This is a genomic window from Paenibacillus tyrphae, assembly GCF_000722545.1.
Classification (GTDB): Bacteria; Bacillota; Bacilli; order Paenibacillales; family NBRC-103111; genus Paenibacillus_G; species Paenibacillus_G tyrfis.
Genome location: NZ_JNVM01000002.1, coordinates 187,451 through 210,378, shown reverse-complemented (window position 1 = coordinate 210,378; position 22,928 = coordinate 187,451). Strand labels below are relative to the sequence as shown.

General features: G+C 51.3%; 19 protein-coding genes and 3 pseudogenes. 19 read left to right on the top strand and 3 right to left on the bottom strand.

Annotation, left to right across the window (positions count from 1 at the left end):
• The first annotated feature begins 248 nt into the window (after positions 1 to 248).
• From ET33_RS01485 to ET33_RS01460, 6 genes are all read left to right on the top strand, one after another.
• Entirely contained in the window at positions 249 to 2,018 is a 1,770-nt protein-coding gene (locus tag ET33_RS01485) for a sensor histidine kinase (RefSeq protein ID WP_407668069.1), read from the top strand.
• A 19-nt stretch (positions 2,019 to 2,037) separates the two neighbouring features.
• Positions 2,038 to 3,363, top strand: coding sequence for a response regulator transcription factor (locus ET33_RS01480; protein WP_036675495.1), 1,326 nt, complete (start codon positions 2,038 to 2,040; stop codon positions 3,361 to 3,363).
• A gap of 96 nt (positions 3,364 to 3,459) precedes the next feature.
• The gene (locus tag ET33_RS01475; RefSeq protein ID WP_051775029.1) at positions 3,460 to 4,326 is read left to right on the top strand and encodes a carbohydrate ABC transporter permease; all 867 of its coding nucleotides are present in this window, start codon (positions 3,460 to 3,462) and stop codon (positions 4,324 to 4,326) included.
• Positions 4,327 to 4,328: 2 nt separating this feature from the next.
• A complete protein-coding gene (locus ET33_RS01470; RefSeq protein WP_036675492.1) occupies positions 4,329 to 5,201 on the top strand; it encodes a carbohydrate ABC transporter permease in 873 nt (290 codons plus the stop codon).
• Between the two features lie 124 nt (positions 5,202 to 5,325).
• Positions 5,326 to 6,732 carry an ABC transporter substrate-binding protein gene (locus tag ET33_RS01465; protein ID WP_036675490.1) on the top strand — a complete coding sequence of 469 codons (1,407 nt, stop codon included), beginning with the start codon at positions 5,326 to 5,328 and terminating at the stop codon, positions 6,730 to 6,732.
• Between the two features lie 345 nt (positions 6,733 to 7,077).
• Positions 7,078 to 10,107, top strand: a complete 3,030-nt coding sequence (locus ET33_RS01460; RefSeq protein ID WP_051775028.1) for a carbohydrate-binding protein — start codon at positions 7,078 to 7,080, stop codon at positions 10,105 to 10,107.
• 570 nt (positions 10,108 to 10,677) lie between these two features.
• Here the strand turns inward: ET33_RS01460 and ET33_RS39580 are convergent.
• Positions 10,678 to 10,779, bottom strand: a pseudogene (locus tag ET33_RS39580) (IS5/IS1182 family transposase); the annotation flags it as partial.
• Between the two features lie 233 nt (positions 10,780 to 11,012).
• Here ET33_RS39580 and ET33_RS01450 point away from each other — a divergent pair.
• From ET33_RS01450 to ET33_RS40555, 3 genes are all read left to right on the top strand, one after another.
• The gene (locus ET33_RS01450) at positions 11,013 to 11,381 is read left to right on the top strand and encodes a hypothetical protein (protein WP_036675485.1); all 369 of its coding nucleotides are present in this window, start codon (positions 11,013 to 11,015) and stop codon (positions 11,379 to 11,381) included.
• A 181-nt stretch (positions 11,382 to 11,562) separates the two neighbouring features.
• Positions 11,563 to 11,700: a transporter gene (locus ET33_RS38300; protein ID WP_152570572.1), complete on the top strand. Its 138-nt coding sequence runs from the start codon at positions 11,563 to 11,565 to the stop codon at positions 11,698 to 11,700.
• Positions 11,676 to 12,170: an IS5 family transposase gene (locus tag ET33_RS40555; protein ID WP_081890156.1), complete on the top strand. Its 495-nt coding sequence runs from the start codon at positions 11,676 to 11,678 to the stop codon at positions 12,168 to 12,170. Before ET33_RS38300 ends, ET33_RS40555 begins: the two co-directional genes overlap by 25 nt.
• On the opposite strand, the gene ET33_RS01445 is transcribed toward ET33_RS40555, so the two are convergent.
• Positions 12,067 to 12,738, bottom strand: a complete 672-nt coding sequence (locus tag ET33_RS01445) for a DUF899 domain-containing protein (RefSeq protein ID WP_036675483.1) — start codon at positions 12,736 to 12,738, stop codon at positions 12,067 to 12,069. The two genes, ET33_RS40555 and ET33_RS01445, sit on opposite strands and share 104 nt — an antisense overlap.
• Positions 12,739 to 12,861: 123 nt before the next feature.
• Here ET33_RS01445 and ET33_RS01440 point away from each other — a divergent pair, with 123 nt between their 5' ends.
• Positions 12,862 to 13,323 (top strand): winged helix-turn-helix transcriptional regulator, encoded by a 462-nt coding sequence (locus tag ET33_RS01440; RefSeq protein ID WP_036675480.1) that lies wholly within the window; start codon positions 12,862 to 12,864, stop codon positions 13,321 to 13,323.
• 426 nt (positions 13,324 to 13,749) lie between these two features.
• Here the strand turns inward: ET33_RS01440 and ET33_RS01435 are convergent, their stop codons facing one another.
• On the bottom strand, positions 13,750 to 14,118 hold the full coding sequence (locus ET33_RS01435) for a DoxX family protein (RefSeq protein ID WP_036675477.1): 369 nt from the start codon (positions 14,116 to 14,118) through the stop codon (positions 13,750 to 13,752).
• A 213-nt stretch (positions 14,119 to 14,331) separates the two neighbouring features.
• On the opposite strand from ET33_RS01435, the gene ET33_RS01430 reads away from it, so the two are divergent.
• The 9 genes and pseudogenes from ET33_RS01430 (at position 14,332) to ET33_RS01390 (ending at position 22,905) form a co-directional block, all read left to right on the top strand.
• Positions 14,332 to 14,703 (top strand): winged helix-turn-helix transcriptional regulator, encoded by a 372-nt coding sequence (locus ET33_RS01430; RefSeq protein ID WP_036675474.1) that lies wholly within the window; start codon positions 14,332 to 14,334, stop codon positions 14,701 to 14,703.
• A 28-nt stretch (positions 14,704 to 14,731) separates the two neighbouring features.
• Positions 14,732 to 14,953, top strand: a pseudogene (locus tag ET33_RS01425) (serine hydrolase); the annotation flags it as partial.
• A 235-nt stretch (positions 14,954 to 15,188) separates the two neighbouring features.
• The gene (locus ET33_RS01420; protein ID WP_036675469.1) at positions 15,189 to 17,255 is read left to right on the top strand and encodes a serine hydrolase domain-containing protein; all 2,067 of its coding nucleotides are present in this window, start codon (positions 15,189 to 15,191) and stop codon (positions 17,253 to 17,255) included.
• Between the two features lie 123 nt (positions 17,256 to 17,378).
• Positions 17,379 to 17,624: pseudogene (locus ET33_RS37150) on the top strand (hypothetical protein); the annotation flags it as partial.
• 343 nt (positions 17,625 to 17,967) lie between these two features.
• Positions 17,968 to 18,786, top strand: coding sequence for an electron transfer flavoprotein subunit beta/FixA family protein (locus tag ET33_RS01410; protein WP_051775027.1), 819 nt, complete (start codon positions 17,968 to 17,970; stop codon positions 18,784 to 18,786).
• A complete protein-coding gene (locus ET33_RS01405) occupies positions 18,783 to 20,057 on the top strand; it encodes an electron transfer flavoprotein subunit alpha (protein WP_036675461.1) in 1,275 nt (424 codons plus the stop codon). Before ET33_RS01410 ends, ET33_RS01405 begins: the two co-directional genes overlap by 4 nt.
• Positions 20,058 to 20,108: 51 nt before the next feature.
• Positions 20,109 to 20,342 (top strand): phosphopantetheine-binding protein, encoded by a 234-nt coding sequence (locus ET33_RS01400; RefSeq protein ID WP_010494739.1) that lies wholly within the window; start codon positions 20,109 to 20,111, stop codon positions 20,340 to 20,342.
• A 10-nt stretch (positions 20,343 to 20,352) separates the two neighbouring features.
• Complete coding sequence (locus ET33_RS01395; RefSeq protein WP_051775026.1) at positions 20,353 to 21,882, top strand: class I adenylate-forming enzyme family protein; 1,530 nt, start codon at positions 20,353 to 20,355, stop codon at positions 21,880 to 21,882.
• A gap of 21 nt (positions 21,883 to 21,903) precedes the next feature.
• The gene (locus ET33_RS01390) at positions 21,904 to 22,905 is read left to right on the top strand and encodes an adenine nucleotide alpha hydrolase family protein (RefSeq protein ID WP_036675459.1); all 1,002 of its coding nucleotides are present in this window, start codon (positions 21,904 to 21,906) and stop codon (positions 22,903 to 22,905) included.
• The last annotated feature ends 23 nt before the right edge of the window (positions 22,906 to 22,928 follow it).

Genomic DNA, 22,928 nt, shown 5'->3' with positions numbered 1-22,928 from the left:
AACATTTGTTCTGAAATGTGAAAGACGCTTCCATCGGGAGCGTCTTTTTTGATGCAGTTGCATTAGGGGAACAATATGTTAAAATTATCCTTATTCGACATGAGCGTGCATGAAGGGAGAACGTGAATGACGGCGGGAGTCTGGAACTTTGTTTTTATGTTCCGGGCTGTCGCTGCTTTTGTTTATGTCATGTATGGAGCGAGGTGATCCGGCTCGTGCGGAGCATTCCGGCAAATCCTTTGACCAAAATGAGCGTGAATTACCAGCTGATTTTGCTGTTTTTGCTCATGGTCAGTCCTGTTTTTATGCTGCAATGGTACGGAAATATGAAGGCTGAGCAAATTTTGAAGCGGAACGTGACGAACGCCTATCTGGAATTAAACAAGCAGAATCTAAGTCTGCTCAACCGGGACATGGATTCGATTAATCGAATCACCATGACGATTATCCAAAATCCGCTCACGCAGCAGATGCTTCCGGACGGTACGGACTCGGTTGTGACGCGGGTCGGCAAATACGAAGCACTGGACAAGCTGCTCAAAAGCTACTCGATCGGGGGAGACGGCGGCGGAGCCGTAGCTTTTTCCTTATACGTCATTGATCCCAACGACGATTATTCGTTTGCTCCGAAAGTCAGACAGGCCGCGCAAGCAGGCGTTTTTTTCGTTTCGGATCGGAATCAGCCGGAATGGTTTCGGGAAGCGCTTCAAAAGCAAGGCAAGGGCGAGCTCAAAATTATCGATCATTTCGATTCGTCGTCCGACCAAGGAACGCTGAGTTACGTCCGTGCCGTGAACAATATCTCGCATGGAAACGGCGTGATCGGCGTTTTGGTGGTGACCAAGCTTGAACGAATGATCGAAAACGATTTTCGCAGCGTCCATTTGCCGGACGGAGAAATTTATTTAACCGACTGGTCCGACCGAATTCTTGCCTCAACGACGAAAGGCGCGGGAAGCACGCTACCGTTTCCGCCCGCTGCCAAGGACATGACTGCCATGGAAGGCATTCTGGACACCGTGCACTCGGATTATATTTACGTCGTCAACTACAGCTATTTGCTCCAGCAAAAGCTGGTTTACCGCATCCCCATCCACTCCTTGCTTCAGCAGCAAAACGAGCTGAAACGGGTCATTCAGCTCATTTCCGTCGTCTATTCGATGCTGGCGTTTGTCGTCGTGATGTATTTCTGGCGATCGCTAATGAATCCGATGCAGAAGCTGGTTCATGTTATAAGGAGCTACGTTCCAGGCAAGCCGGTGCGGAAAACGGCTGGGCGCAGGAGAAACGACGAGCTCGGCGTGCTGATTTCCTCCGTCTACGACATGGCCGACCGGCTGAATCATCTCGTGAACGACAAGTATCAGCACGAAATCAAGCAGAAGGAAGCGCAGCTGCAAATTTTGTACCAGCAAATTAACCCTCACTTGCTGTATAACACGCTGGAAAGCATTTATTGGAAAAGCACGCTGGAAGGCAAGGGCGAATCCGCCGAGATGATCAAAGAATTATCCAAGCTGATGAGAATCGGGTTAAGCAGGGGCAGAGAGCTGATTACGATCGGCGAAGAGATGGAGCATGCCGCCGCCTATATCAGCCTTCAGCAGCGGAGATACGAGCATAAGTTTCGCGTGGAATGGAAGATCATGGAGGACGTGCGTTCTCTGCTGATCCCGAAGATCACGCTCCAGCCGTTAATTGAAAACGCTATTATCCACGGCGTGAAAAATATGGGGGAAGACGGGGAAATCGTCATAACCGCCGAATTGCAGGACGACAAGGTGACGGTCCGCGTGGAAGATAACGGCTTCCGGGAGGCAGATCTTGCCGCGATCCACCGATCGCTGCACGAAGAGCATCCGGGCCCGTCCATGGGGTACGGCATACGCAACATTCATCAGCGGGTCCGGCTGCATTTCGGCGCTGCTTACGGGCTCGACTATACGAGAAATCAACCGCACGGAACGGTCGCCACGATCACTTTGCCCAAGCGCGAAGCCGTTTCGGCCGAACAATAAATTGGCGAGGTGGCCTGGAATGTACAATATTTTGCTTGTGGATGACGAACCGCTGATTTGTCAAGGCTTAAGCCAGCTTTTGGCCTCTTCGGGATTGAATATCAATCAGCTCTTTATTGCGCACAGCGGCTATGAAGCGATGGATTATATCCGCATGGAAGAAGTTGACCTGCTGATCACAGACATCCAGATGGGGGAAATGAGCGGGATCGAATTGATGCATCAAGCGAAAATGGCCAAGCCGTCGGTGCAATCGATCGTCGTGTCCGCTTACGAGACGTTTCGGTATGCGCAATTGGCGATGAGATTGGGAGCGAAGGATTACTTGATCAAGCCGCTGAACAGCAGCCATTTTCTGGATACCGTGCGCAATGTATTGCTTAAAATGGACAAAGCGGCGGCTGCCGCCCGCGATGAATTTATCGCCGAGCTGAGCGACCGGTTTCGGATGGAGGAGCCCGACCAGGCGAAAACGGAGGCGCTGAACCGGCTGTTGGCCGAACCCGATCCAGCCGGCGATTCAACTGAGCAGCTTGTGCAGGCAGCCTCCTTGAAAGGGCCTTATTTTGCCATGCTTAAAATCAAGCTGGATGTCCAACCCTCCCCGGCAGGGACCCGGTTCCTCGAAAAGGATCTCGACTTAATGCAGTATGCCATATTGAACGTGGCGTGCGAGCTGCTTGACGGGCAGTGGAATTCCGTGGCCTTTTATTCGCCCGATCATGAGATTTCGATCATTCTGCAATGGGACGACGAAGCCTATGGAGATAAGAGCATCAACAAAATCAACCAACTCGACATGATTGGCAGATCGCTGCATGCGAATGTGCGAAAGTATTTGTCGCTGCCATGCGTGGTAGGCATAAGTCAGATTATGAAAGGAATCGAGTTTCTAGGCGCTTTGAACGAGCAGGCGCGGAAAGCCATCCGCTTTCACCGGGAGCATCAGGATCATTACGTGTTTTACTACGGCGATTTTAGCTGGAATCCGGCTTCCCATGAGGCGAGCGAGGAGGAGCTGGTCGTACATCACAATCAAATTGTGGATACGGCCAAGCAATATATCCATCGGCACTTTGGTCAAAAAGGGCTCACGCTTCAGGAGGTCGCTCAGCAAAGTCATGTGAGTCCGAATTACTTGAGCTATTTGTTCAAGAAAAAAACCGGCTACAACCTTTGGGATTATGTCGTGAAATTGCGAATGGAAGAAAGCCGGAGGCTCATTACAAGCACGGATATGCGACGCTACGAAATCGCCGATAAAGTAGGGTATGAATCGCCGGAGCATTTCAGCAAAATATTTAAAAAATATTACGGCGTCAGTCCGAGCGAAATGAAAAAGTAAAATCGCCAATGATCCCGATAGGATTGCACATGTTCAATTTCCCTTCACATTTTTACAATTGGAGTCAAGACCTGTGAGAAATGAGGGAAATCCGCTGTGTATCAAGTCGTGAAAAGACATCTATGGGGTTATCTGTTTATTTTGCCGGCTGCCGTTATTTTCGGGTTGTTTTTATGGACGCCGATTGTCAAGGGCTTCGTTTACAGCCTGTACCACGTTGATTTTATGAAAGGCACCGCCTTTGTCGGCTTCGACAATTATGTCAAAGTGCTTCGCGATCCCGACATCGGGCAAGCGGCGACAAATACGTTGTATTATATGTTTCTCGGCCTTGTCATCGGCTTCTGGGTACCGATCGTCTTTGCGATTGCCATCTCCGAGCTGAGGAGGTTCCAAGGGTTCGCCCGCATCGCCGCTTACTTGCCGAACGTGCTTCCCGTGGTCGTCTTGTATGGGCTGTGGCGATGGATTTTCGACCCGGTCGGCCCGATCAATGCGGTGCTGAGCAAGCTGGGCTTCGAGCCCGTTTCGTTTATGACCGACCCGAGCTGGTCCATGGCCTCGCTGGTCTTTATGGAAACCTGGCAGCAATTCGGCGGCGCGCTGCTGATTTATTTGGCCGGCTTGCTCAGCATCCCTCGGGATTGGTACGAGGCGGCGGAAATCGACGGCGCCGGCGTCTGGCAGCGGATACGCTACATTACGCTTCCTTCGATCAAAAGCCTGATTCTGCTTTTATTGATTCTGCAAATCATCTCGACCTCGCAGGGCTATCAATCCCAGTATGCCATGCTCGACGGCGGTCCCAACAAAGCGACGCTCACTTATGTTCTGCTTATCGTCAAGTATGCGTTTACGAGCCAGGATTACGGCGCAGCGTCCGCTTTGGGCGTGCTGATGTTTTTCGTGCTGGGCGGATTGGCTCTGCTTCAATCCAAGCTTACCGGCAGGGAGGGGGCTTGAGCATGAGCAAGCACGAACGCGGCATTCTTACGAGCTACGATTTGCGGCACAGCTCCACCCGGATCGGCTATGCGATCATGGTCGCGGCGATCCTCGTCATGGCTTGCACCATGATCTACCCGATTCTCATTACGTTTTTTAACGGGGTCCGGCCCAATACGGAGATGAACTCGTTTCCGCCCCGGTTCTTCCCTTCGGAGTGGCATTTCGAAAATTTCGGACTAGGGTGGAATTATATCCATCTGCTGCTGTTCCTTCGCAATACGTTTATTATTTTCGCAGGCAACTTAATCGTCACGGTCGCTGTGCTGGGGTTGGCGGCGTTCAGCTTGACGCACTTGAACGTGCCTTACCGGAAGCAGATCGGCGCCTTTTTCTGGATTACGCTCTTTATCCCGCCGACGACCTATATCATTCCGAATTTTATGAATTTGAAGGAGCTCGGGCTGCTGAACCAATTTGCGGCGTTCTGGCTGCCTGCGGCGGCCAACGCTTTTTACTTGCTGCTGCTGAAAAATTTTTTCGGCGGCCTGCACCCGGAAATCTTCGAAGCGGCGAGAATGGACGGCGCGTCCGACGGAACCTGCTTCTTCCGGATTGCCTTTCCTTTGTCCGTGCCGATTTTTGCGACGTTATCGATCTTTATTTTTTCGGCGGTATGGAACGATTGGTTCTGGCCGTCGATCGTGATGCACAGCGACAATGGTTATCCTCTGGCTACGGCCATCTACAAGTATGTCCTGCAAGCCCGCAGAATGAATTTAAACCTGCGGTTCGCGATCTTGTTCATGGTGATGCTTCCGCCGGTCGTCGTGTTTCTCCTTTTCCAAAAGTTTATTCTGCGCGGCGTGCAGTTGGGTGGCGTAAAAGGGTAGCGAGCGGAGCGGCTTTATCGTAAACCTGCGCATAATCCGGATAGGAATACGCCTCGTTTCGGAGAAAAGGTCCGATTAAGATGGAGATTAGATCTACATTCAACAGTTGGAAAGGGGAATTCCAATGCGCGAGCGCAACGTACTACTCGCATCGACGATGTCACTCTTTATGCTAGGCTCCTTGTTGACCGCATGCAGCCCGGACGCCAGCCCCGCCGCCGTCGACGGGAACAATGCAGCTTCGTCCGGCAAGAAAAAAATTACCATCAGCGTCTACTATCCGACGCCCGATCTGGTGGAAAGGCGAGCGCTGGAGGACGATAAAATCCGCCGGTTCACGGAGAAGTATCCGAACGTGGAAATCGTAAAAAGCGACTGGCAGTACGATCCGAACCAAATCGGCATCAAGATGGGCGCCAACGAAGCGCCGACCCTGTTCAACACGTTTGCTACGGAAGGGAAGTTTTTGGCGGAAAAAGGATGGGCGGCCGACATTACGAGCCTGTTCAACGCTTACGAGTTCAAAGATCAGATGAACCCGATTTTGCAGCAGCAATTCGTCATCGGCGGCAAAATTTACGGGATCGCCCAGCAAGGCTATGTGACCGGCACCATCGTCAACAAAAAGATGCTGGAGGATAAAAAGATCGCGGTACCGCCACTCGATTGGACGTGGGACGATATGCTCAACACGGCCGAGGCGGCAGCCGATTCTGCCAAGGGCATCTCCGGCATTGCTCCGATGGGGAAAGGGAATGAAGCCGGATGGAACTGGACCAACTTCTTGTTTGAAGCGGGGGGAGACATTCAGAAGGTAGAGGGCGGTAAAGTCACGGCGCTCTTTCATTCCGAGGCGGGAGTGAAAGCGCTGCAATTTTACCGAAGCCTGGCCTGGGAGGCGAAAGCGATTCCGAAGGATTGGGCGCTCGGGTGGGGCGACGCTGTCGGTGCTTTTGCCCAGAGCCGGACGGCCATGGTGATCGCGGGACCGGACGGTCCGATCGATCAGGCGCTCAATCAGGGCGGCATGAAACCTGCCGACGTGCTCTTTTACCCGATGCCGTCAGCGGACAAGGGCGGCAAGCATACCGGCGTGCTCGGCGGCGACTATCTCGTCATCAATCCGAAAGCGACGCAAGAGGAGCAAGAGGCGGCATTCCGTTATGCAACGTTCGACTATTTCTCGAACAAAGGGCTGGCTTCCATCGAAGCGAGCATCCAGCAGCGGAAAAAGGACGACAAATATTTTGTGCCTCCGGTGATTGAGTATTTCACTTCCGACTCCGCTTACGGCAAAAAGATGAAAGCCGTCTACGACAAATACGATAACGTCTATCCGTACTCGCCCGACATCACGAAGTACCTCGACGGGAAACCGGAAGCGCAGTTCAATACGCAGGATTACTACGCGACCATGACAAGTGTCGTGCAGGATGTCTTTTCGCGCAAAGACGCCGATCCGAAATCGGTGCTGGATGCGGCGGCGAAGCTGGTTCAGGAGAAATATTACAACTCGATCAAGGTGGAATAGTAGTTGTTGTTCGATAGGAAGAGGTTGACCGGGATTGATATCCGGTCAGCCTTTTTGCTTTAGCCTGCGGCTACCGTGCGCGCGAGGTTCGTAATATTGCACCTGATCTTCATAACATACAACCTTGAAACGAAGGCGCGAAATATTAGAATGGTAATCAGCACAGCCGCATCTTCCTTACATCTTGTACGGCCTGACGTGCTGTGTACTCAAGGGGAGGGGAGGCATGGGCGATAAGCCAAACTTCGCATAAATCCATTGTGGGGAGGCGATAAGGAGCATTGAAGCAGAGGATGCGAAATACGCGCAAGCTGGTTCTGGATTATTGAACAAGGAGGCAGGCTTATGAATATGCCGTTTCGCTTTAAGGGAAGAAGAACGAATGTTCCGATGTGGATACTCGTTTTTTGTTTGGTGCTTACCCAAGTCGGATGGGTTCCCGAGAAGGCTCAGGCTGCAACGAATTTGGCGGCAGGCAAACCGATTACCGCGAGCAGCTCCGTCGATGTCTATCGTGCGGCGAACGCGAACGACGGCAATCCGTCGAGCTATTGGGAAAGCGCGAACAACGCTTTTCCGCAGTGGCTGCGTGTCGATCTCGGCGCCGTCAGCACGATCAATCAAGTCGTTCTCCGTCTGCCGCCTGCTTGGGAGCAGCGCTCCCAAACCTTATCCGTCACGGGCAGTACGGACGATGTCAACTATAGCACGTTGGCCGCTTCTTCCGCTTATTCATTCGATCCCGCCGGCGGAAACACCGTAACGATCTCCTTCGCAAATGCCGGAATAAGATACGTGAAGCTGAATTTTACCGCCAATACCGGCTGGCCGGCGGCGCAACTATCCGAGCTGGAAGTATACGGCCAAACGACACCGCCACCGCCGGGCACCTATGAAGCGGAGTCGGCCCAATTATCGGGTGGAGCCAAAGTCAACACCGATCACGCCGGCTATACGGGGACGGGATTTGTCGACGGCTACTGGAGCCAGGGAGCCGCAGCACAGTTTACGGTAAGCGTAAGCTCTGCAGGCAAATACAACGCCATTTTGAGATATGCCAACGCCATGGGAGGAGACCGCACGCTCAGCCTGTACGTCAATGGAACGAAAATCAAGCAAACGGCTCTGCCTTCCTTGGCGAACTGGGATACCTGGTCAACCAAGTCGGAGAACGTGAATTTAAACGCCGGCAGCAATACGATAACGTACAAGTATGATCCCGGCGATTCGGGCAACGTGAACCTGGATCAGCTTCAGATCGCCGAAGGAACTGGCTCGGAGCCAAGGTCCGCTTTTACCACCATCGAGGCTGAAAGCTACGACAGTCAATCCGGCGTGGAGACCGAAAGCTCCAGTGAAGGCGGACTGAATCTTAGTCATATCGATGAAGGGGATTACGTCGTCTATAAAAATATCGACTTTGGAAGCGGAGCATCGATTTTCGAAGCCAGAGCGGCGAGCAATACCGGGGGAGGAACGATCGAGGTCCGGCTGGACGGCCTCACAGGCACGCTTGCCGGTACGTGCGTCTTGCCGGGCACGGGCGGTTGGCAGACATGGATCACGAAAACATGCGGAATCAATTCCATCAGCGGAATGCACGACCTGTATCTCAAGTTTACGGGCGGCTCCAACCTGTTCAATCTGAATTGGTTTAAGTTCTCCAATCCGACGACTCCGATTCCGACAAGAGGCGCAAACATGCCTTACGATATTTATGAAGCGGAGGACGGCGTGATCGGCGGCGGGGCGGCCATCGTAGGTCCTAACCGCAATGTCGGCGATTTGGCCGGCGAGGCTTCCGGACGGAAGGCGGTGACCTTGAATACGACGGGCAGCTTCGTGCAGTTCACGACGAAAGCCGACACGAATACGCTGGTGATGCGCTTTTCCATTCCCGACGCTCCCGGCGGCGGCGGAATCAATTCCACGCTCAATATTTATGTCAATGGCAACTATGCCAAATCGATCGACCTGACTTCCAAGTATATGTGGCTTTACGGCAGCGAAACCTCGCCGGACAATTCCCCGGGCGCGGGCGATCCAAGGCATATTTACGACGAAGCGAATATCATGTTCGATCAAACGATTCCCAAAGGCAGCACCATCAAGCTGCAAAAAGACCCCGCCAACACAACGACATACGCGATTGATTTTATCAGCTTGGAGCAAGTATCGCCCATTACCAATCCCGACCCGGCCAAATACGTCACGCCGGCCAACACGTCGCACCAAGCCGTCCAAGATGCGCTGGATCGGGTGCGTATGGACCCGACTGGCAAGCTCGTCGGCGTATATCTCCCTGCGGGAACCTACGAAACGGGGTCCAAATTCCAGGTCTACGGCAAACCGATAAAGGTTATCGGCGCCGGTCCATGGTATACGAGGTTCGTGGCTCCTGCGAATCAGACGAGCACCGATATCGGCTTTTATGCAGGCACCGGCTCCAACGGCTCTACCTTTGCGAACTTTGCGTATTTCGGCAACTATGTTGCGCGGATCGACGGACCGGGGAAAGTATTCGGCTTCACGAACGTCGCCGACATGACGATCGACAACGTTTGGGTAGAGCACCAGGTTTGCATGTTCTGGGGGCAAAATGTCGACCATACGGTGATCAAAAACTCCCGAATCCGCAACGTATTCGCGGATGGCATCAATTTTACGAACGGTAGCACGAACAATCTCGTCAGCAACGTCGAGGCCCGCGGTACAGGGGACGACAGCTTCGCTTTATTTAACGCCATCGATGCAGGAGCGCCGGATGACAATGCGGGCAACGTATTCGAAAATTTAACCTCGCTGCTCACCTGGCGCGCAGCAGGTCTGGCGGTATACGGAGGCACCGGCAATACGTTCCGGAATATCTATATCGCGGACACGCTCGTTTATTCTGGCGTGACGCTCAGCTCCCTCGATTTTGGCTACCCGTTCCGGGGCTTCGGCGCTTCGCCGCAAACGACCATCGAAAACATATCGCTGGTCCGCACAGGCGGGCACTTCTGGGGAAATCAAACGTTCCCGGCGATCTGGTTATTCTCGGCCTCGAAAGAGTTCCGGGGCATCCGCATACGCGATATGGATATCGTCGATCCGACCTATCACGGGATCATGTTCCAGACGAAGTACAACGGTTCTTCCCCTGAAAATCCCGTCACGGACACGGTCTTTTCGAACGTGACGATTTCGGGCGTCCGCAAGAGCGGGGATGCGTACGACGCCAAGTCGGGCTTCGGCATCTGGGCCAACGAAATCGAAGGAGGACCGGCGGTAGGCTCCGCCGTGTTCAACAATCTGAAGTTCCTCAATATGGGGCCCGGCACAACCAACATCAAAAATACGACTTCCACCTTTAAGGTTACGGTCAACCCGTAAACCTGAAAACAAGACCTTTGCCGTATGTAGGCGGAGGTCTGTTTTTTCGCTGGCAAACGGTGCAGTCTGACGGGGGAAAATAAAGTTCCTTCATCCAGTCCTTGATGTGACTTGGCTTTCCAGTCCAACTACGACACCAGTAATGTCGCTATTTGGTAGGATAATACGGTTAACCGTATCGAAAGTAACGGCAAGTTTCTTGGGGTTCGACGCGCAAGAGGCGTGAAAACGTTCTTGTTCTGCTTGGGTTTGATTTCAGCGACTCTGAAGGAAAGGTTCGTTTCTTGGAATTTCTGTGTCCCGAGAACGGCACAAATGGCGGTCATATCGCCTTGTCCTCCATCTTCGGATCGTTCAGTGCGCGGACTGTTACGACTGCGACGTCGGACTCGCTCACAAATACGCCTTTTACTTTTCCATCACTGTACACGTTGATCCGCTGGCGGAAGCTTGCTCCCGAGCCTCGTCATGTCGCCTATTGTAGATGCCCAATAGGTAAAGAGTCCGCCAGTGTGTACGAGCGTGCGCGGGAGACCCACCACTTTTATGGACTAGGTCCTGTCTTCAAACCTAATGAAGCCAAAGCAAAATAGAGGCCAGCGATAAAAAGGCCATAAAGGTACAGGTAAGCTTATCATAGCGAGCAGCAATTCGGCGGTAATGCTTCAGGCGGACGGATAAAAGATGACGAAACAGCCGAAAACCGATTAATCACCGGTTTTCGGTTGTTGTAGTCATAAGTAAAATAAAAATATAATTATTGTAAAATTTTGAAAAACATTGAAATATAAACCATAATGATATAATATAAACGTAATCCCGCAAGTAGGTAATGAAATCAAGGGAGTATTCATTATTGGCTACCGAAAAAGCAGGATTAAAACCATTAGAGGAGTGGATTTATTGTGAATAAAGGCAAGTTTGTAGCTTCATCGGTTTTGCTGTTGTCTACCTTGATTGGCGCGCAGGCTGCAAGTGCACAAGCTGACCTACACATTTCTACAACTCCGTCGAGTTCAACAGAAACTGTATCTCATGCCGGTTTGCTGCCTCTTCCTGGTTATAAACAAGTCACAAAGAACCTCGTGCTCGACGAATCGTTTTATCTGCCAACTACCAACTATGCCTTCTCGGGCCTTCCCGTGTTAAAGTTTGAACCTGATTACAAAAACAAAAGAACGAAAGTTACCGCTATCGATAGAACTTGGCAGGCTGTTGAGCTTATTGATCATGAAAATAAAGTGCAATATTCCATTAATATCAGCTGGTTTTAATTAGACTGAACAAAGCCGCAGGGATGCCCCTGCGGCTTAGTTTTTAGTTTTAACAAGAGAAGCGGTTGCCTAAGTTCTACACTCATAGCTTTTTGTCTTTTGGCTGTAGAGGAAAATCTTTGATAAACTAGGGTCTGTCTTCAATCTGGAACAATAGCCCAAAATAGGTGTGTGGGAGCGCGTGCTTAAAGCCGTTTCGAGCTCTCCTGACCTGCAGCAGATCATGCTGGATGCCACGATTGTTCGGGTACACCAGCATGGAGCCGGGGCAAAAGGGGGCAGCATTTCCGAGCCATCGGACGGTCGCGCGGAGGGTTAACCTCCAAAATTCATGTAGTGGTGGATGCTTTAGGGTATCCGCTTCGCTTCGAGCTTACCGCAGGTCAACAGCATGACTCCGTGTCCGGTTACGCACTGCTCCAAAACCTTGAACTCACAGGCCGTACGGTCATTGCCGACCGAGGCTACGATATGAATAAGATTCTAGAACTGATCGAAAATCAGAAAGCTATTGCGGTCATTCCAAGCCGCAGGCATCGCAAGGTCCAGCGTTCCTGTGATTGGTGGCTGTACAAAGAACGGCACTTGGTGGAGCTATTGTTCAACCGCCTGAAGCATTACCGCCGAATTGCTACTCGCTATGATAAGCTTGCCTGTACCTTTATGGCCAGAAGTACATCTTATGTCATACTTCGTATTCGTCGTGTAGGCGCCACCAAGTATATGGCGGGGTTTGCGGCCACCCCTCAGGCGAATCCTCCCAGTCTTCCTGGCGGCCGAAGGGTGTAAGGTCAAGGAAATTGAAGTCGGCTCTGATCCTATCGACGCCGCGTGCCGTCGTATAATAGGTGCGAAAGACGCTGTCGTCATCACGGAGAAAGACGCTTAGGCCGAATCCCTTGCCCGCACCGCAGTCGACGTTGAAATTATCGCCGTTCGAAGAAAACCAGGGCACAGTCCAGCCCATGCGTTTCTTGTAAGGTTCGATCTGTGATAGTGGTGCGGGGGAGACTAGAATTAAGGTGGTATCACGGGCATTCAGATGGGCAAGATGGCCAATGTTGTCAACGAAGGATGAGCAGCCGCGGCAACGGTGGTCGGAGCCTGGTTCCATCATGAAGTGGTAGACGATGAGCTGGCGGCGTCCGTCGAAAAGATCAAGCAGGCTTGCTGTGCCGTTAGGGCCCTCGAAGACGTAATCGTTACCGATCCGGACCATCGGTAGCCTCCGACGCTCCGCGGCCAGTGCGTCTAACGCACGGGTGAGTTCCTTCTCTTTAATGAGCAGTTTTTCGCGAGCAATCTGCCACTCGTCTTCTGAAACGACTTGCGGAAGTGCTCTGTTATTCGTTGTCATTTCGTTCCTCCTTCAACATTATTGTAAATATTGAAAACACTCGATATGGCAACAGTATACATATTTCACTTTTATAATGCAAGTCAATTCGCTTTTATAATGCAAGTATGATATATTGGTCTTATGAAACGTTCAGATAACAAATCACATTGCCCTATTAATTTTTCTTTGGAGACTTTTGGTGATAGCTGGTCATTGCTGATCGTCCGTGACATCGTATATTTCGGCAAGAAAACATATGGGGAGTTTTTAGAATCTGAAGAAGGCATTTCTTCAAACATACTTGCCAGCCGCCTTGTTCATTTAGAGCGGAAAGGCTTACTCGTTAAAAAGCCCCATGACACAGATAAGCGAAAAGAGGTTTATTTACTTACTGAGAAAGGCCTAGATTTAATTCCTGTCTTGCTTGAGTTGGCCAACTGGGGCGCACAGTACGACCCAGAGACCGACGCGCCACAGAGTTGGATTGCCGCAGTGTATGCCGATCGAGAATCGATGATCAGTCTAATTCGCGATACTGTTCAAGCCGGCGGTTCCATTTTTTCAGGTCCAAATAGCGTTGTCAGTAAATTAACTTTAACTTAAGTAAGCTTCGTTTCCCATCTACATTTCTTTAAAACAATTACCCCTTCAGCTTGGAGCAATCCTTTCCTCCGTTATTGTATTTGTCAGATTTCCAAAATAAACAAGCATGTTCACAAAGAAAGTGTCCTTCTGCAAAGGATAGCCTTAAAACTTGCCGTTACAGACAGCACGCTGAAGCGTATCACAGTGTGATGCTTAGTCATTGCACTAACGAGTTAGCTTAATAAAGCAGCGGCAAACTAGGACGTAATTTTCCGGTCCAAGGCTGCCGCTGCTTTCGATTTTCGAGTCATTCTACTACTTATATGATAAGACCTGACGCTTTATCAGTCTACGAAAAAAGGAAGTTAGTTGACGGAGAGCCGGTATCGATAGAAGGGTGTAAACTGCGGTTGATTTAAGACCAATAAGTCCGCGTTTATCGAATTACGACTGCATCCACTTTAAACGACCAATCGCAACAAATAGGGCAAATGCTAAGAAAACGATGTTCACGACAATTTCCCTATATTCGCCGCGCATCATATGGAATACGGCACCGAAAAGAACGATTGCAGCAAGTCCGGCCGCGGCAGTCGGCGTCAAAACAGGGACGATTTTTGTGGCTTGAGGCAAAATTAAACCTATTGCTCCAAACAATTCCGCTAAACCAATAAAAAAAACGAGATCTTTTGGAACATCGCTCACCCATGTCCAGGACGCTTTTGCTACTTCATACTGAAACGCCTTCAACCAACCGGAATAAATAAATCCTAATGCTAATATCCCTTGTACGATCCATAAAACGACGTTCATGAATTACGCCAACTCCTTATCACTTTCATCTATTGATATCCCAAACTAACTAACGATAATCCATACTGTTTTTTCTTCAATCACCTCCTCTTGTGTCTATTGAGCTCTAGGTGCATAATAATCTATAGAAATCGCTTTAGGAAGTAGTTACTTAAAATAAACGTAGTATACAAAAAGAAACCTAAGGCCAGCATAGAAGGGGAGGGTATATTCATGTCTACCTTTTGTAAATTCGAGACGGCGTTGGAGATCCTTGTCGGGAAATGGAAGCCAGTGATTCTGCTTCGCCTTTTTTCAAACGGAACCATGAGATTTAGCGAACTTCAAAAAGCGATACCGGATATAACCAAAAAAATGTTGACCCAACAATTACGGGAATTGGAGTATCACGATATTGTTCACCGTGAGATCTATCGCCAAATTCCCCCCAAGGTGGAATACTCCATCACAGAATACGGTAAAGGGATGGAACCCATTTTGCAGGCGTTAAATGATTGGGGAGTAGCTCATATCGAGCATTTAAATGAGTTATACGGTACGAATCATTCAGTGGAATCGCACAGAAATGATGCAATGGAAAAATAGATTAGGCTAACGTGGAACGATAGCTCAGCAAGTTGCGGTTTCTCACTATCTAGCCGAGAAGCTAGCAGACAACGTGCTATCGAAGGAAACCGCTGCGGCTTGGGCAAAGCGAGAAGGTGTTACGTTTTATCTCGTGAACGAGAAATTTAGTTCAGTAACATTCGAATATCTCACGCAGCAGACAAGGAAAATTACTCGCGAGAACGGTCTGTCAGGCTATTGGGAGGGCAGACAAATTACAGGCCCGAATGCGGGCGCGCCGAATGCGGAATTTGGAATCACGTTGAAGTAAATGCAATTCAAGGTGGATATGAATAAGAACCAGTAGGGCACATAAGAGGTGTCCTACTGGTTTTTTTTACACCGATTGCCCTGGACGTTAGTCCAGACTAAAAACTAGCCTAGAGACAATTTCTTCCGGACCATAAAAAAACTAAACTAGGATTTGTTGAACATACACCTAGTTAGAGAGAGGAAGTCATAACATGAAAAATAAACTCGCATCGGTGCTAGCCGTTACATTGGCACTCCCCATGATTCAACCAACAGGGTCGATGGCGGCTCCCACCCATAAGACTTCAGTAGCAGCAAGTCAACCAGGATTGGAGAAGATTGCTGCGGAGAAAGCGGAACTCCTGACGAAGTCCCATGGGGCAAACAGCGTGCAGTATGCACTGATTGATAATGGGAACATTATTTTGTCGGGTCAGACCGGTAAAAACGACATGCAAGGAAAAGAGCCGTTGACCAAAGATACTGTATACGGCATTGCATCGGTTAGCAAAGTGTATACGGCGGCTGCAGTGATGAAGCTAGTGGATGAAGGTAAGATCGAGTTAGATACGCCTATCACCCAATATATCCCTGATTTTAAGATGAAGGATGAACGCTACAAACGGATCACACCACGGATGCTATTGAACCATTCCTCCGGCCTGCAAGGTTCCATTAATAGCAATGCATTTTTATTTGGGGATAATAATTCCTATACCCATGATACCTTGTTGCAGCAATTGTCTCACCAAAGCTTAAAGGCTGACCCGGGTGCGTTCTCAGTATATTGCAACGACGGCTTTTGGCTGGCTGAGATTCTGGTGGAAAGAGTGAGTGGCATGAGCTTTACCGCCTTTCTACATCACCATTTTACAAAGCCGTTGCAGTTAAATCATACGAAGACGTCGCAAGACCCAGGGAAAGACGTTAAGCGGGCAGGGCTTTATTTTCCAACATATACAGGACAGCTTCCGAATGAGTGGTCGAATGGGATTGGCACGGGAGGTATTTCTTCTACAGCCGAAGACGTGGTGCGATTCTCCCAATTATTTATGGGAGAGACCGAAGGGATTCTCTCAGCCAAGGCAGTCAAAGCGATGGAGCAGGAGGAGTACAAAAAGGGAATATGGCCGGGAGATGCAGATAGTAAGTTCAATTATGGCCTCGGATGGGATAGTGTGAAGTTGTATCCATTCAGTGAATATGGGATCAAAGGCTTGGCTAAAACCGGCGACTCGTTATTGCAGCATGCTGCGCTAGTCGTGCTTCCTGAACAGAAGATGGCAGCGGCTGTGTTGTCATCCGGCGGCCGCTCCAGCACAAATCAAATGCTAGCTAATGAATTGCTGCTGGCGGCACTTAAAGAAAAGGGCGTCATCAAGGCCGTCAAGCCAGGCAAATCATTTGGTAAACCTGTTAAGTCCAAGATGCCGCAAGAGGTGATGAAGCAAGCAGGATATTACGGCGATAGCCGTAGCCAATTCAAAATTAATATTACAAAGGATGGGGAACTGTTCTTAGCACCCGAGCCAGAAGCGAAATATGTGTATACCGCGGATGGGAGTTTTGTCAACAAGGAGGGTACCTCCAAGCTCAGCTTCGTAACCGAGAAAAATGGACGCACCTATTTGAAGAGGAGTACATATCGCACGGAGCCAGGATTGGGGCAAGATGCGGTGTCTGAGTATGCAGCTGAGAAGTTAGAAGATAACAAGCTGTCCAAGGAAACCGCTTCTGCTTGGAAGAAACGGGAAGGCGCCAAGTTTTATCTTGTGAACGAAAATTTCAACTCTATGATGTATTTCGTGCAAATGCCTACAAATCAGATTACTCGTGAGGAAGATTTTCCTGGCTATTGGGAGGGGAAAAAAATAACAGGTCCGAACACAGCGGCGCATCAGATCCAGATCCCCGTGTTGGCAGGCCGCGATACAAGTGAAGCCCGCTTCTATACAGAGGGCGGCCATGAATACATAGAAGAGGCCGGAATGCTATTCGTGAACGAGTCAAATGTAAAACCGCTCCCTGCAGGCCAATCGTCCAAAGTTACGCTGCAAGCGAATGGGCATGCGAAATGGTTTACGATCCCGCAAGCGGCGGCAGGGAAAACGTTGACCGTGACGCTGCCCGCGAATAGTGCATTCGCAGTATACGATGAAACAGGAGTGCGCATCAACTTTAGCTTTGTGAGCGGCAACAACAAAGTACAGCTGCCGAAGAACGGAACGGTTGTATTTGCTGGCGCGCCGAACGCGGAATTTGGAATCACATTGAAGTAAATTCAATTCAAGGTGGATATGAACCATGTCATGGCCGGCAGGTTCGACCCTATACTGAATCCAACGGGCATGATAGACCGCCGTACATCTGAGGATGCAGCATCCATAGACCGGGTGCAGGCCATGATCGATTCTGGCGAAATCGTCCCATATTGGGCTAATCAGCTATTTTTCAGTGGTTCCCTACCAGCAACACGTTTAGCTGTGATGGATTTCGATCCTTTGTTCCTCACGGTATGTCGCGCTGCAATTGCTGGAGTGTTGGCAGGAGGATTGCTGTTTATCTTTAGACAACAACGTTCTGTTCGAAACGAAATCCTTCCGCTATTCTTAGCGGCACTTTGTGTAGTAGTGGGGTTCCCGCTTATTGGCGATGTTTTATGCGTGACGTTCGCAAAACGTTTTGCTTCCAAATAGTGCTGAAGAATTTAAGTTTGAGCTGAAATCTGATCATCAGGTTAAGCTCTAACGGGTAACGTTAGTTGAATAAAGCAGCGGTAGTCAAGAACTTTATTTTCGTGTTCTGAACTGCCGCTTTCCCTTTTCTTAAGGGTCAATCTAAAATTTGTCGCCTTGAACGGTCAGGCGATTTCGTTTTCGTTTGCAGAATGTTAACAAAGATTGTGAAAATGATCACTACCAAAATTACCCAAAGTAGATAATAATATGAATTACGGGCCCTGATATTTAGTATTCGGGAAGGAGGCTTTCGGTGAACATTGCAGTCTGCGTCAAACAAGTGATGCTGCAGGAGATGGCGGACGAAAGCAAAGAAACGGACGGTGCAAGCCGGGAAGCGAGCCAGTTGGTCAACAACGCGAACGATTACTATGCTGTGGAAGAAGCGCTGAAATTGAAGGACCGGTACGGAGGGACCGTGACATGCCTGTCGATGGGACCGGAAAAATGCCGGGAGCAGCTTCGCGACTTCGCCGCCTTGGGCGTCGACCGGATCGTATTGCTCTCGGGCCGTGATTTTGCCGGGGCGGATACGTTGGCCACTTCGTATACGCTGGCGGCAGGGATTCGCAAATTGGGCGGCTTCCAACTCGTGTTGACCGGCGAGCAATCGCTTGATGGGGAGACTGGCCAAGTCGGCCCGAGCTTGGCAGAGCAGCTCGGCATCGTTCATGTGGCGAACGTAAGCGAAATCTGCTCCGCGCATGACGACCGGGAAATGGTGGTCAAACGGGAGCTGGAGGACCGCGATGTCACGATCAAGCTGCCTTTGCCGGCGCTGCTGTGCATCCGCAAGCATATCAACCAACCGCGGATTCCATCGGTTGTGGGCCTCATGAAGGCAAAGACCGCGCAAATCACGGTTTGGGGCCCGGATGATCTGGGGATTAAGCCGGGCCGGGCCGGTCTAAGCGGATCGCCTACTCGGGTCGTCGGCGTATACCACCCGGCCGGAAAGGAGAGGGCGGTTAACGGGGAAATCGTCCGCTATGCGGACAACCGGCAATGCGCAGCCCGCATTTTGTCCAAAATCGGGGCCTGCGACGACAAAGGAACAGGAGTTTTCACATGAGCCAAATTCGCATTCTCCAATCGAATTGCATCGGATGCGGAACCTGTGTGCAGCTTTGTCCATTTGAAGCTTTGAGCTTGGTGGACGCTCAGGCGTTTGTCGACCACAACCGGTGCGTTGTATGCGGCTCTTGCGTGCCGGTATGCCCGGCGGATGCGATCGTCGATGATTCCTTGCCGGATGACGTTATGCCCGGAGATTCCATGGTCGACTGGTCCATACCGGACGAACCGGACGTTAAGAGTATCGTTAAGGGGAACGAAACGTCGACGTTTAGCGGCATTTGCGTCTATGCGGAGCATACCGACGGAGCGCTTGTTCCTTCGGTGGCGGAGGTGATCGGGGCTGCGAGGCAATTGACTGAAGGAACGGGGCTGCCCGTATCGGCTGTACTCCTCGGCAGCGAGATCGGCCATTTAACCGGCGAGCTGCTGGAGCTCGGCGTCGATGAGGTATGGCTGGTCGACAGCCCGAATCTTCAGCCCTATGCGGAGGACGCGGAAGCCCGCTGCATGAGCGAGCTGCTGGCCGAGCTGAAGCCGGCCATCGTGCTCGGAAGCGGCACCCGGCGCGGCCGTTCGATCTTCCCGAGAGTCGCCGCACGGCTGAATACCGGATTGTGCGCCGACTGCATCAGCCTGTCGCTCGATCAGGACACGGGCAACCTGGTTGTCACGAGGCCCGCTTACGGCGGAAGCATCGTCGCGAAAATCGTCATTCCGCATCAAAGACCGCAAATGGCGACGATCAAGGAGCACGTATTCCGGCCGGCCTCGAAAGTAAGCGCGCCCAGCGGCACCGTAAGGGATATGAGCTCGCAGATTCGCGTGTCCAAGACGGTGCTTGAAATTTTGGAAATCGTGAAGGGGCGGGCGGACCCCGCCAATCTGCTGCAGGCCGATACGATCGTTGCGGTGGGGCGGGGGATCAAGAAGGCGGAGAACCTGCCGCTCATCTACGAATTTGCCGGAGCGATAGGGGCCAGCGTGGGAGCTACCCGGGCTGCCGTGGATCTGGGCTGGATTCATCCTTCCCATCAGATCGGCCAAACCGGAAGCATTGTCAAGCCCCGCGTCTATTTTGCCTGCGGGATTTCCGGGGCGCTCCAGCATACGGTAGGGATGGAGGAGGCGGAAACGATCGTTGCGATTAATTCCGATCCGAATGCGCCGATTTTCGATCTCGCTACTTATGGGATCGTAGGCGATCTGTTGGAAGTGATCCCGGCATTTATGGAGACGCTGAAAGCGGAGAAGCAGCAAATGAGTTGACCAAGTAAAACGGATTGCAACTTTATGGAAAATTGCGGGAGGCGCAGACCGATGACGGTACGAGAACAAATTTCCGATTATATTCGCGAACTGACCCATGAGCCTGTAACCGATCCTTCGCTGAATCTGTTCGAAGCAGGCTTGCTGACCTCGCTGGATGTGCTGGATCTGATTTCTTTTCTAGAAGAAACGTTTCGTGTGAGCATTTCCGAGGATGACGTGAACATGGAGAGCCTCGGAACGATGAACGGTGTCGTGTCGCTGGTCGAACGGTTAAGGGCATGAAGGTAGCCGTATGCTGATTCCCGACATGTTGTCCAAGGCTGCGGCAGACGATCCGCAGAAGGAAGCGTTTATCGAGAAGCACAGGCGGTTGACCTTTCGAGAAGCCGACGAGGCTTCGACCCGGCTCGCGCGATTTCTGCTCTCTCAAGGCATTCGCAAAGGCGACCGACTGGGCATTTTTTCAGCCAAATGCCTCGAAGAAATCATCGTCATCCTGGCGGCAATGAAGATGGGGGCGATCTTCGTCCATATCAATCCGCATGTCAAAAGCGAGCAGCTGCGTCATATCGTCATGGATTGCGGGATGCGGGCGCTGTTCGTTCATGACAGCAGAATCGGCGTTCTGAACCAAGCCGGTCTGGAAGAAAGCAGCATCGAGCTGATTGTAAGATTATCCCAGGCGCAGGTGCAGCGCAGAGACCGGTCGGAATATGAACATGATTATGCGATGGAAGACATTTTACAGTGTGCGGATTTCGCGGGCAGCCTTCAGGCGGCCGTGCATGCAGACGATCCGGCGGCGATCCTATACACCTCCGGCTCCACCGGAAAGCCGAAGGGCATTGTGGTAACGCATCGGATTTTTAGTGAGGCGACGATCACCTCCGCCCAGGTTTTGGAAAACCGGCGCAACGACCGGCTGATCAGCGTGACCCCATTTTCGTTCGACGGCGCGCTCAGTCAATTGTTCACCATGCTGTATGTAGGCGGAACCTTGGTTTTGCAAGAATCCCTTTTCCCTCATGATATCGTGGAAACGATGCTTCGCGAGCAGATTACCGGCTTCCACGGCGTACCGTCGCTTTGGAGGATGCTCCTCCAAAAACACTCTCCATTGGCGAAGCACCAATACCCTCACCTCAGATACATCTCGATTATCGGCGAACCTTTTCCCCATGACGAGCTAATGAAATTAAAGGATCTGCTGAGGCAGACGAAATTTTATATGATGTACGGCATGACGGAGGCTTTTCGTTCCACGTGCCTGCTTCCCGAAGAGTTTGAACACAAAATCCCGTCGGTGGGCAAGCCTTTGCCCGGCGTGGACATTACCGTCGAAGACGAGGACGGCCGCTTGTGCGGTCCGGGCGAGACCGGCGAAATCGTGCACCGAGGCGCGTTCGTGTCTCCGGGCTACTGGAACGATCCGGCGAAGACGAACGAAGTGTTCCGGGGCGGAGCGCTGCATACCGGCGACCTCGGAAAGCTGGACGAGGAAGGCTACCTGTATTTTGTCGGACGGAAAGACAAAATGCTGAAATCGCAAGGCTTCCGGTTCAGTCCCGAGGAAGTAGAGGAGCGCTTGTGCCAAATGCCCGGCGTGATCGAGGCTGCGGTGATCGGCAGGCACGATCCAGACAAAGGCGGCAGCTTGAAGGCGCTGGTCGTCACGGAAGAGGGGCACGCGCTGACGGAGAAGGAGGTCATCCGCTACTGCAAATCGGTTCTGCCCTATTACATGATTCCCGACACCGTCCAATTTCGCGAGCCGCTGCCCAAGACCGCCAATCTCAAAATCAACCGGTCCGAATTAAGTTAATTCAGAAAGGGGAACCCAACCGTGAAACGGTGCACCTTATGCGTGATGCCCGAAACCTACCCCGGAATCGCGTTCGATTCCGAAGGCGTCTGCTCCTTCTGCCGTAAGCAGAACGGGAAGAATTTCGTTCCGTCGCTCTCCAAGCTTCAGGCGAAGCTGGATGAAATCATCCGCGAATGCAAAGCGCAGAACCGGAAGTACGATGCGCTGGTTGCCTACAGCGGGGGCAAGGACAGTACGTTCCTGATTCATACGCTCAAGGAAAAGTACGGGCTTCGTATGCTGGCTGTGACGCTCGACAACGGCTTCATGTCGGAAGCTTCGTTTATAAACATGCGCAAGGTGCTGAACCGCCTGAATGTGGATCATACGATTGTTCGGCCACGATACGACTTGATGAAGCAAATTTTTTTGCAGAGCTCGGCGCCCGAGGTTTACCCGACCCATCTGACGCAGTTCGGCAGCGGTATCTGCATTTCATGCATCCGCATCGTCACGAACATGTGTTTGCGGGTTGCTATCGAAAAAGGAATTCCGATGGTCATGCTGGGCAACAGTCCGGGGCAATTGATCCAATCCGAGAACGAAATACTATTTCAGGACAACAAAATTCCATACGAGCTGCGCAAAAATTTGTTCAAGCCGCTTGCGGAGCGCGTGGGGGACGACGTGTATACGTATCTCATGCTGGATAAGGACGAGTACAGAACGAATCCGTTTCCTTATACGATCAACGCCTTCCCGATCATCGGGTACCAGGAGGACGAAATTTACCGTACGATCCGGGAGCTTGGGTGGACCAAGCCGGAGGACGTCGATCCGAATTCGACGAATTGCCGGTTGAATTCGCTGGGGATCGTCAAGCACAAGCAGGTTCATCGTTTTCATCCATACGATTTTGAAATGAGCTTGCTGGTGCGGCAGGGCATCATTACCCGGGAAGAGGCGTTGAAGCGCGTCGAGGACCCGGAGGAAAAAGCGCTGCGGCTCGCCGAGCAGGTGGAGGAGCAATTGCTGAGTTGAGTGTGGCCAATTCACGTTATGGG

Excerpts from the sequence above, each read along its gene's own strand:
- ET33_RS01405 (WP_036675461.1), top strand. The coding sequence starts at position 18,783 with ATGAGCCAAATTCGCATTCTCCAATCGAATTGCATCGGATGCGGAACC.
- ET33_RS01465 (WP_036675490.1), top strand. The coding sequence starts at position 5,326 with ATGCGCGAGCGCAACGTACTACTCGCATCGACGATGTCACTCTTTATG.
- ET33_RS01395 (WP_051775026.1), top strand. The coding sequence starts at position 20,353 with ATGCTGATTCCCGACATGTTGTCCAAGGCTGCGGCAGACGATCCGCAG.
- ET33_RS01430 (WP_036675474.1), top strand. The coding sequence starts at position 14,332 with ATGTCTACCTTTTGTAAATTCGAGACGGCGTTGGAGATCCTTGTCGGG.
- ET33_RS01445 (WP_036675483.1), bottom strand. The coding sequence starts at position 12,738 with ATGACAACGAATAACAGAGCACTTCCGCAAGTCGTTTCAGAAGACGAG.
- ET33_RS01485 (WP_407668069.1), top strand. The coding sequence starts at position 249 with ATGAGCGTGAATTACCAGCTGATTTTGCTGTTTTTGCTCATGGTCAGT.
- ET33_RS01480 (WP_036675495.1), top strand. The coding sequence starts at position 2,038 with ATGTACAATATTTTGCTTGTGGATGACGAACCGCTGATTTGTCAAGGC.
- ET33_RS01400 (WP_010494739.1), top strand. The coding sequence starts at position 20,109 with ATGACGGTACGAGAACAAATTTCCGATTATATTCGCGAACTGACCCAT.
- ET33_RS01440 (WP_036675480.1), top strand. The coding sequence starts at position 12,862 with ATGAAACGTTCAGATAACAAATCACATTGCCCTATTAATTTTTCTTTG.
- ET33_RS01460 (WP_051775028.1), top strand. The coding sequence starts at position 7,078 with ATGAATATGCCGTTTCGCTTTAAGGGAAGAAGAACGAATGTTCCGATG.
- ET33_RS01470 (WP_036675492.1), top strand. The coding sequence starts at position 4,329 with ATGAGCAAGCACGAACGCGGCATTCTTACGAGCTACGATTTGCGGCAC.
- ET33_RS01435 (WP_036675477.1), bottom strand. The coding sequence starts at position 14,118 with ATGAACGTCGTTTTATGGATCGTACAAGGGATATTAGCATTAGGATTT.
- ET33_RS01420 (WP_036675469.1), top strand. The coding sequence starts at position 15,189 with ATGAAAAATAAACTCGCATCGGTGCTAGCCGTTACATTGGCACTCCCC.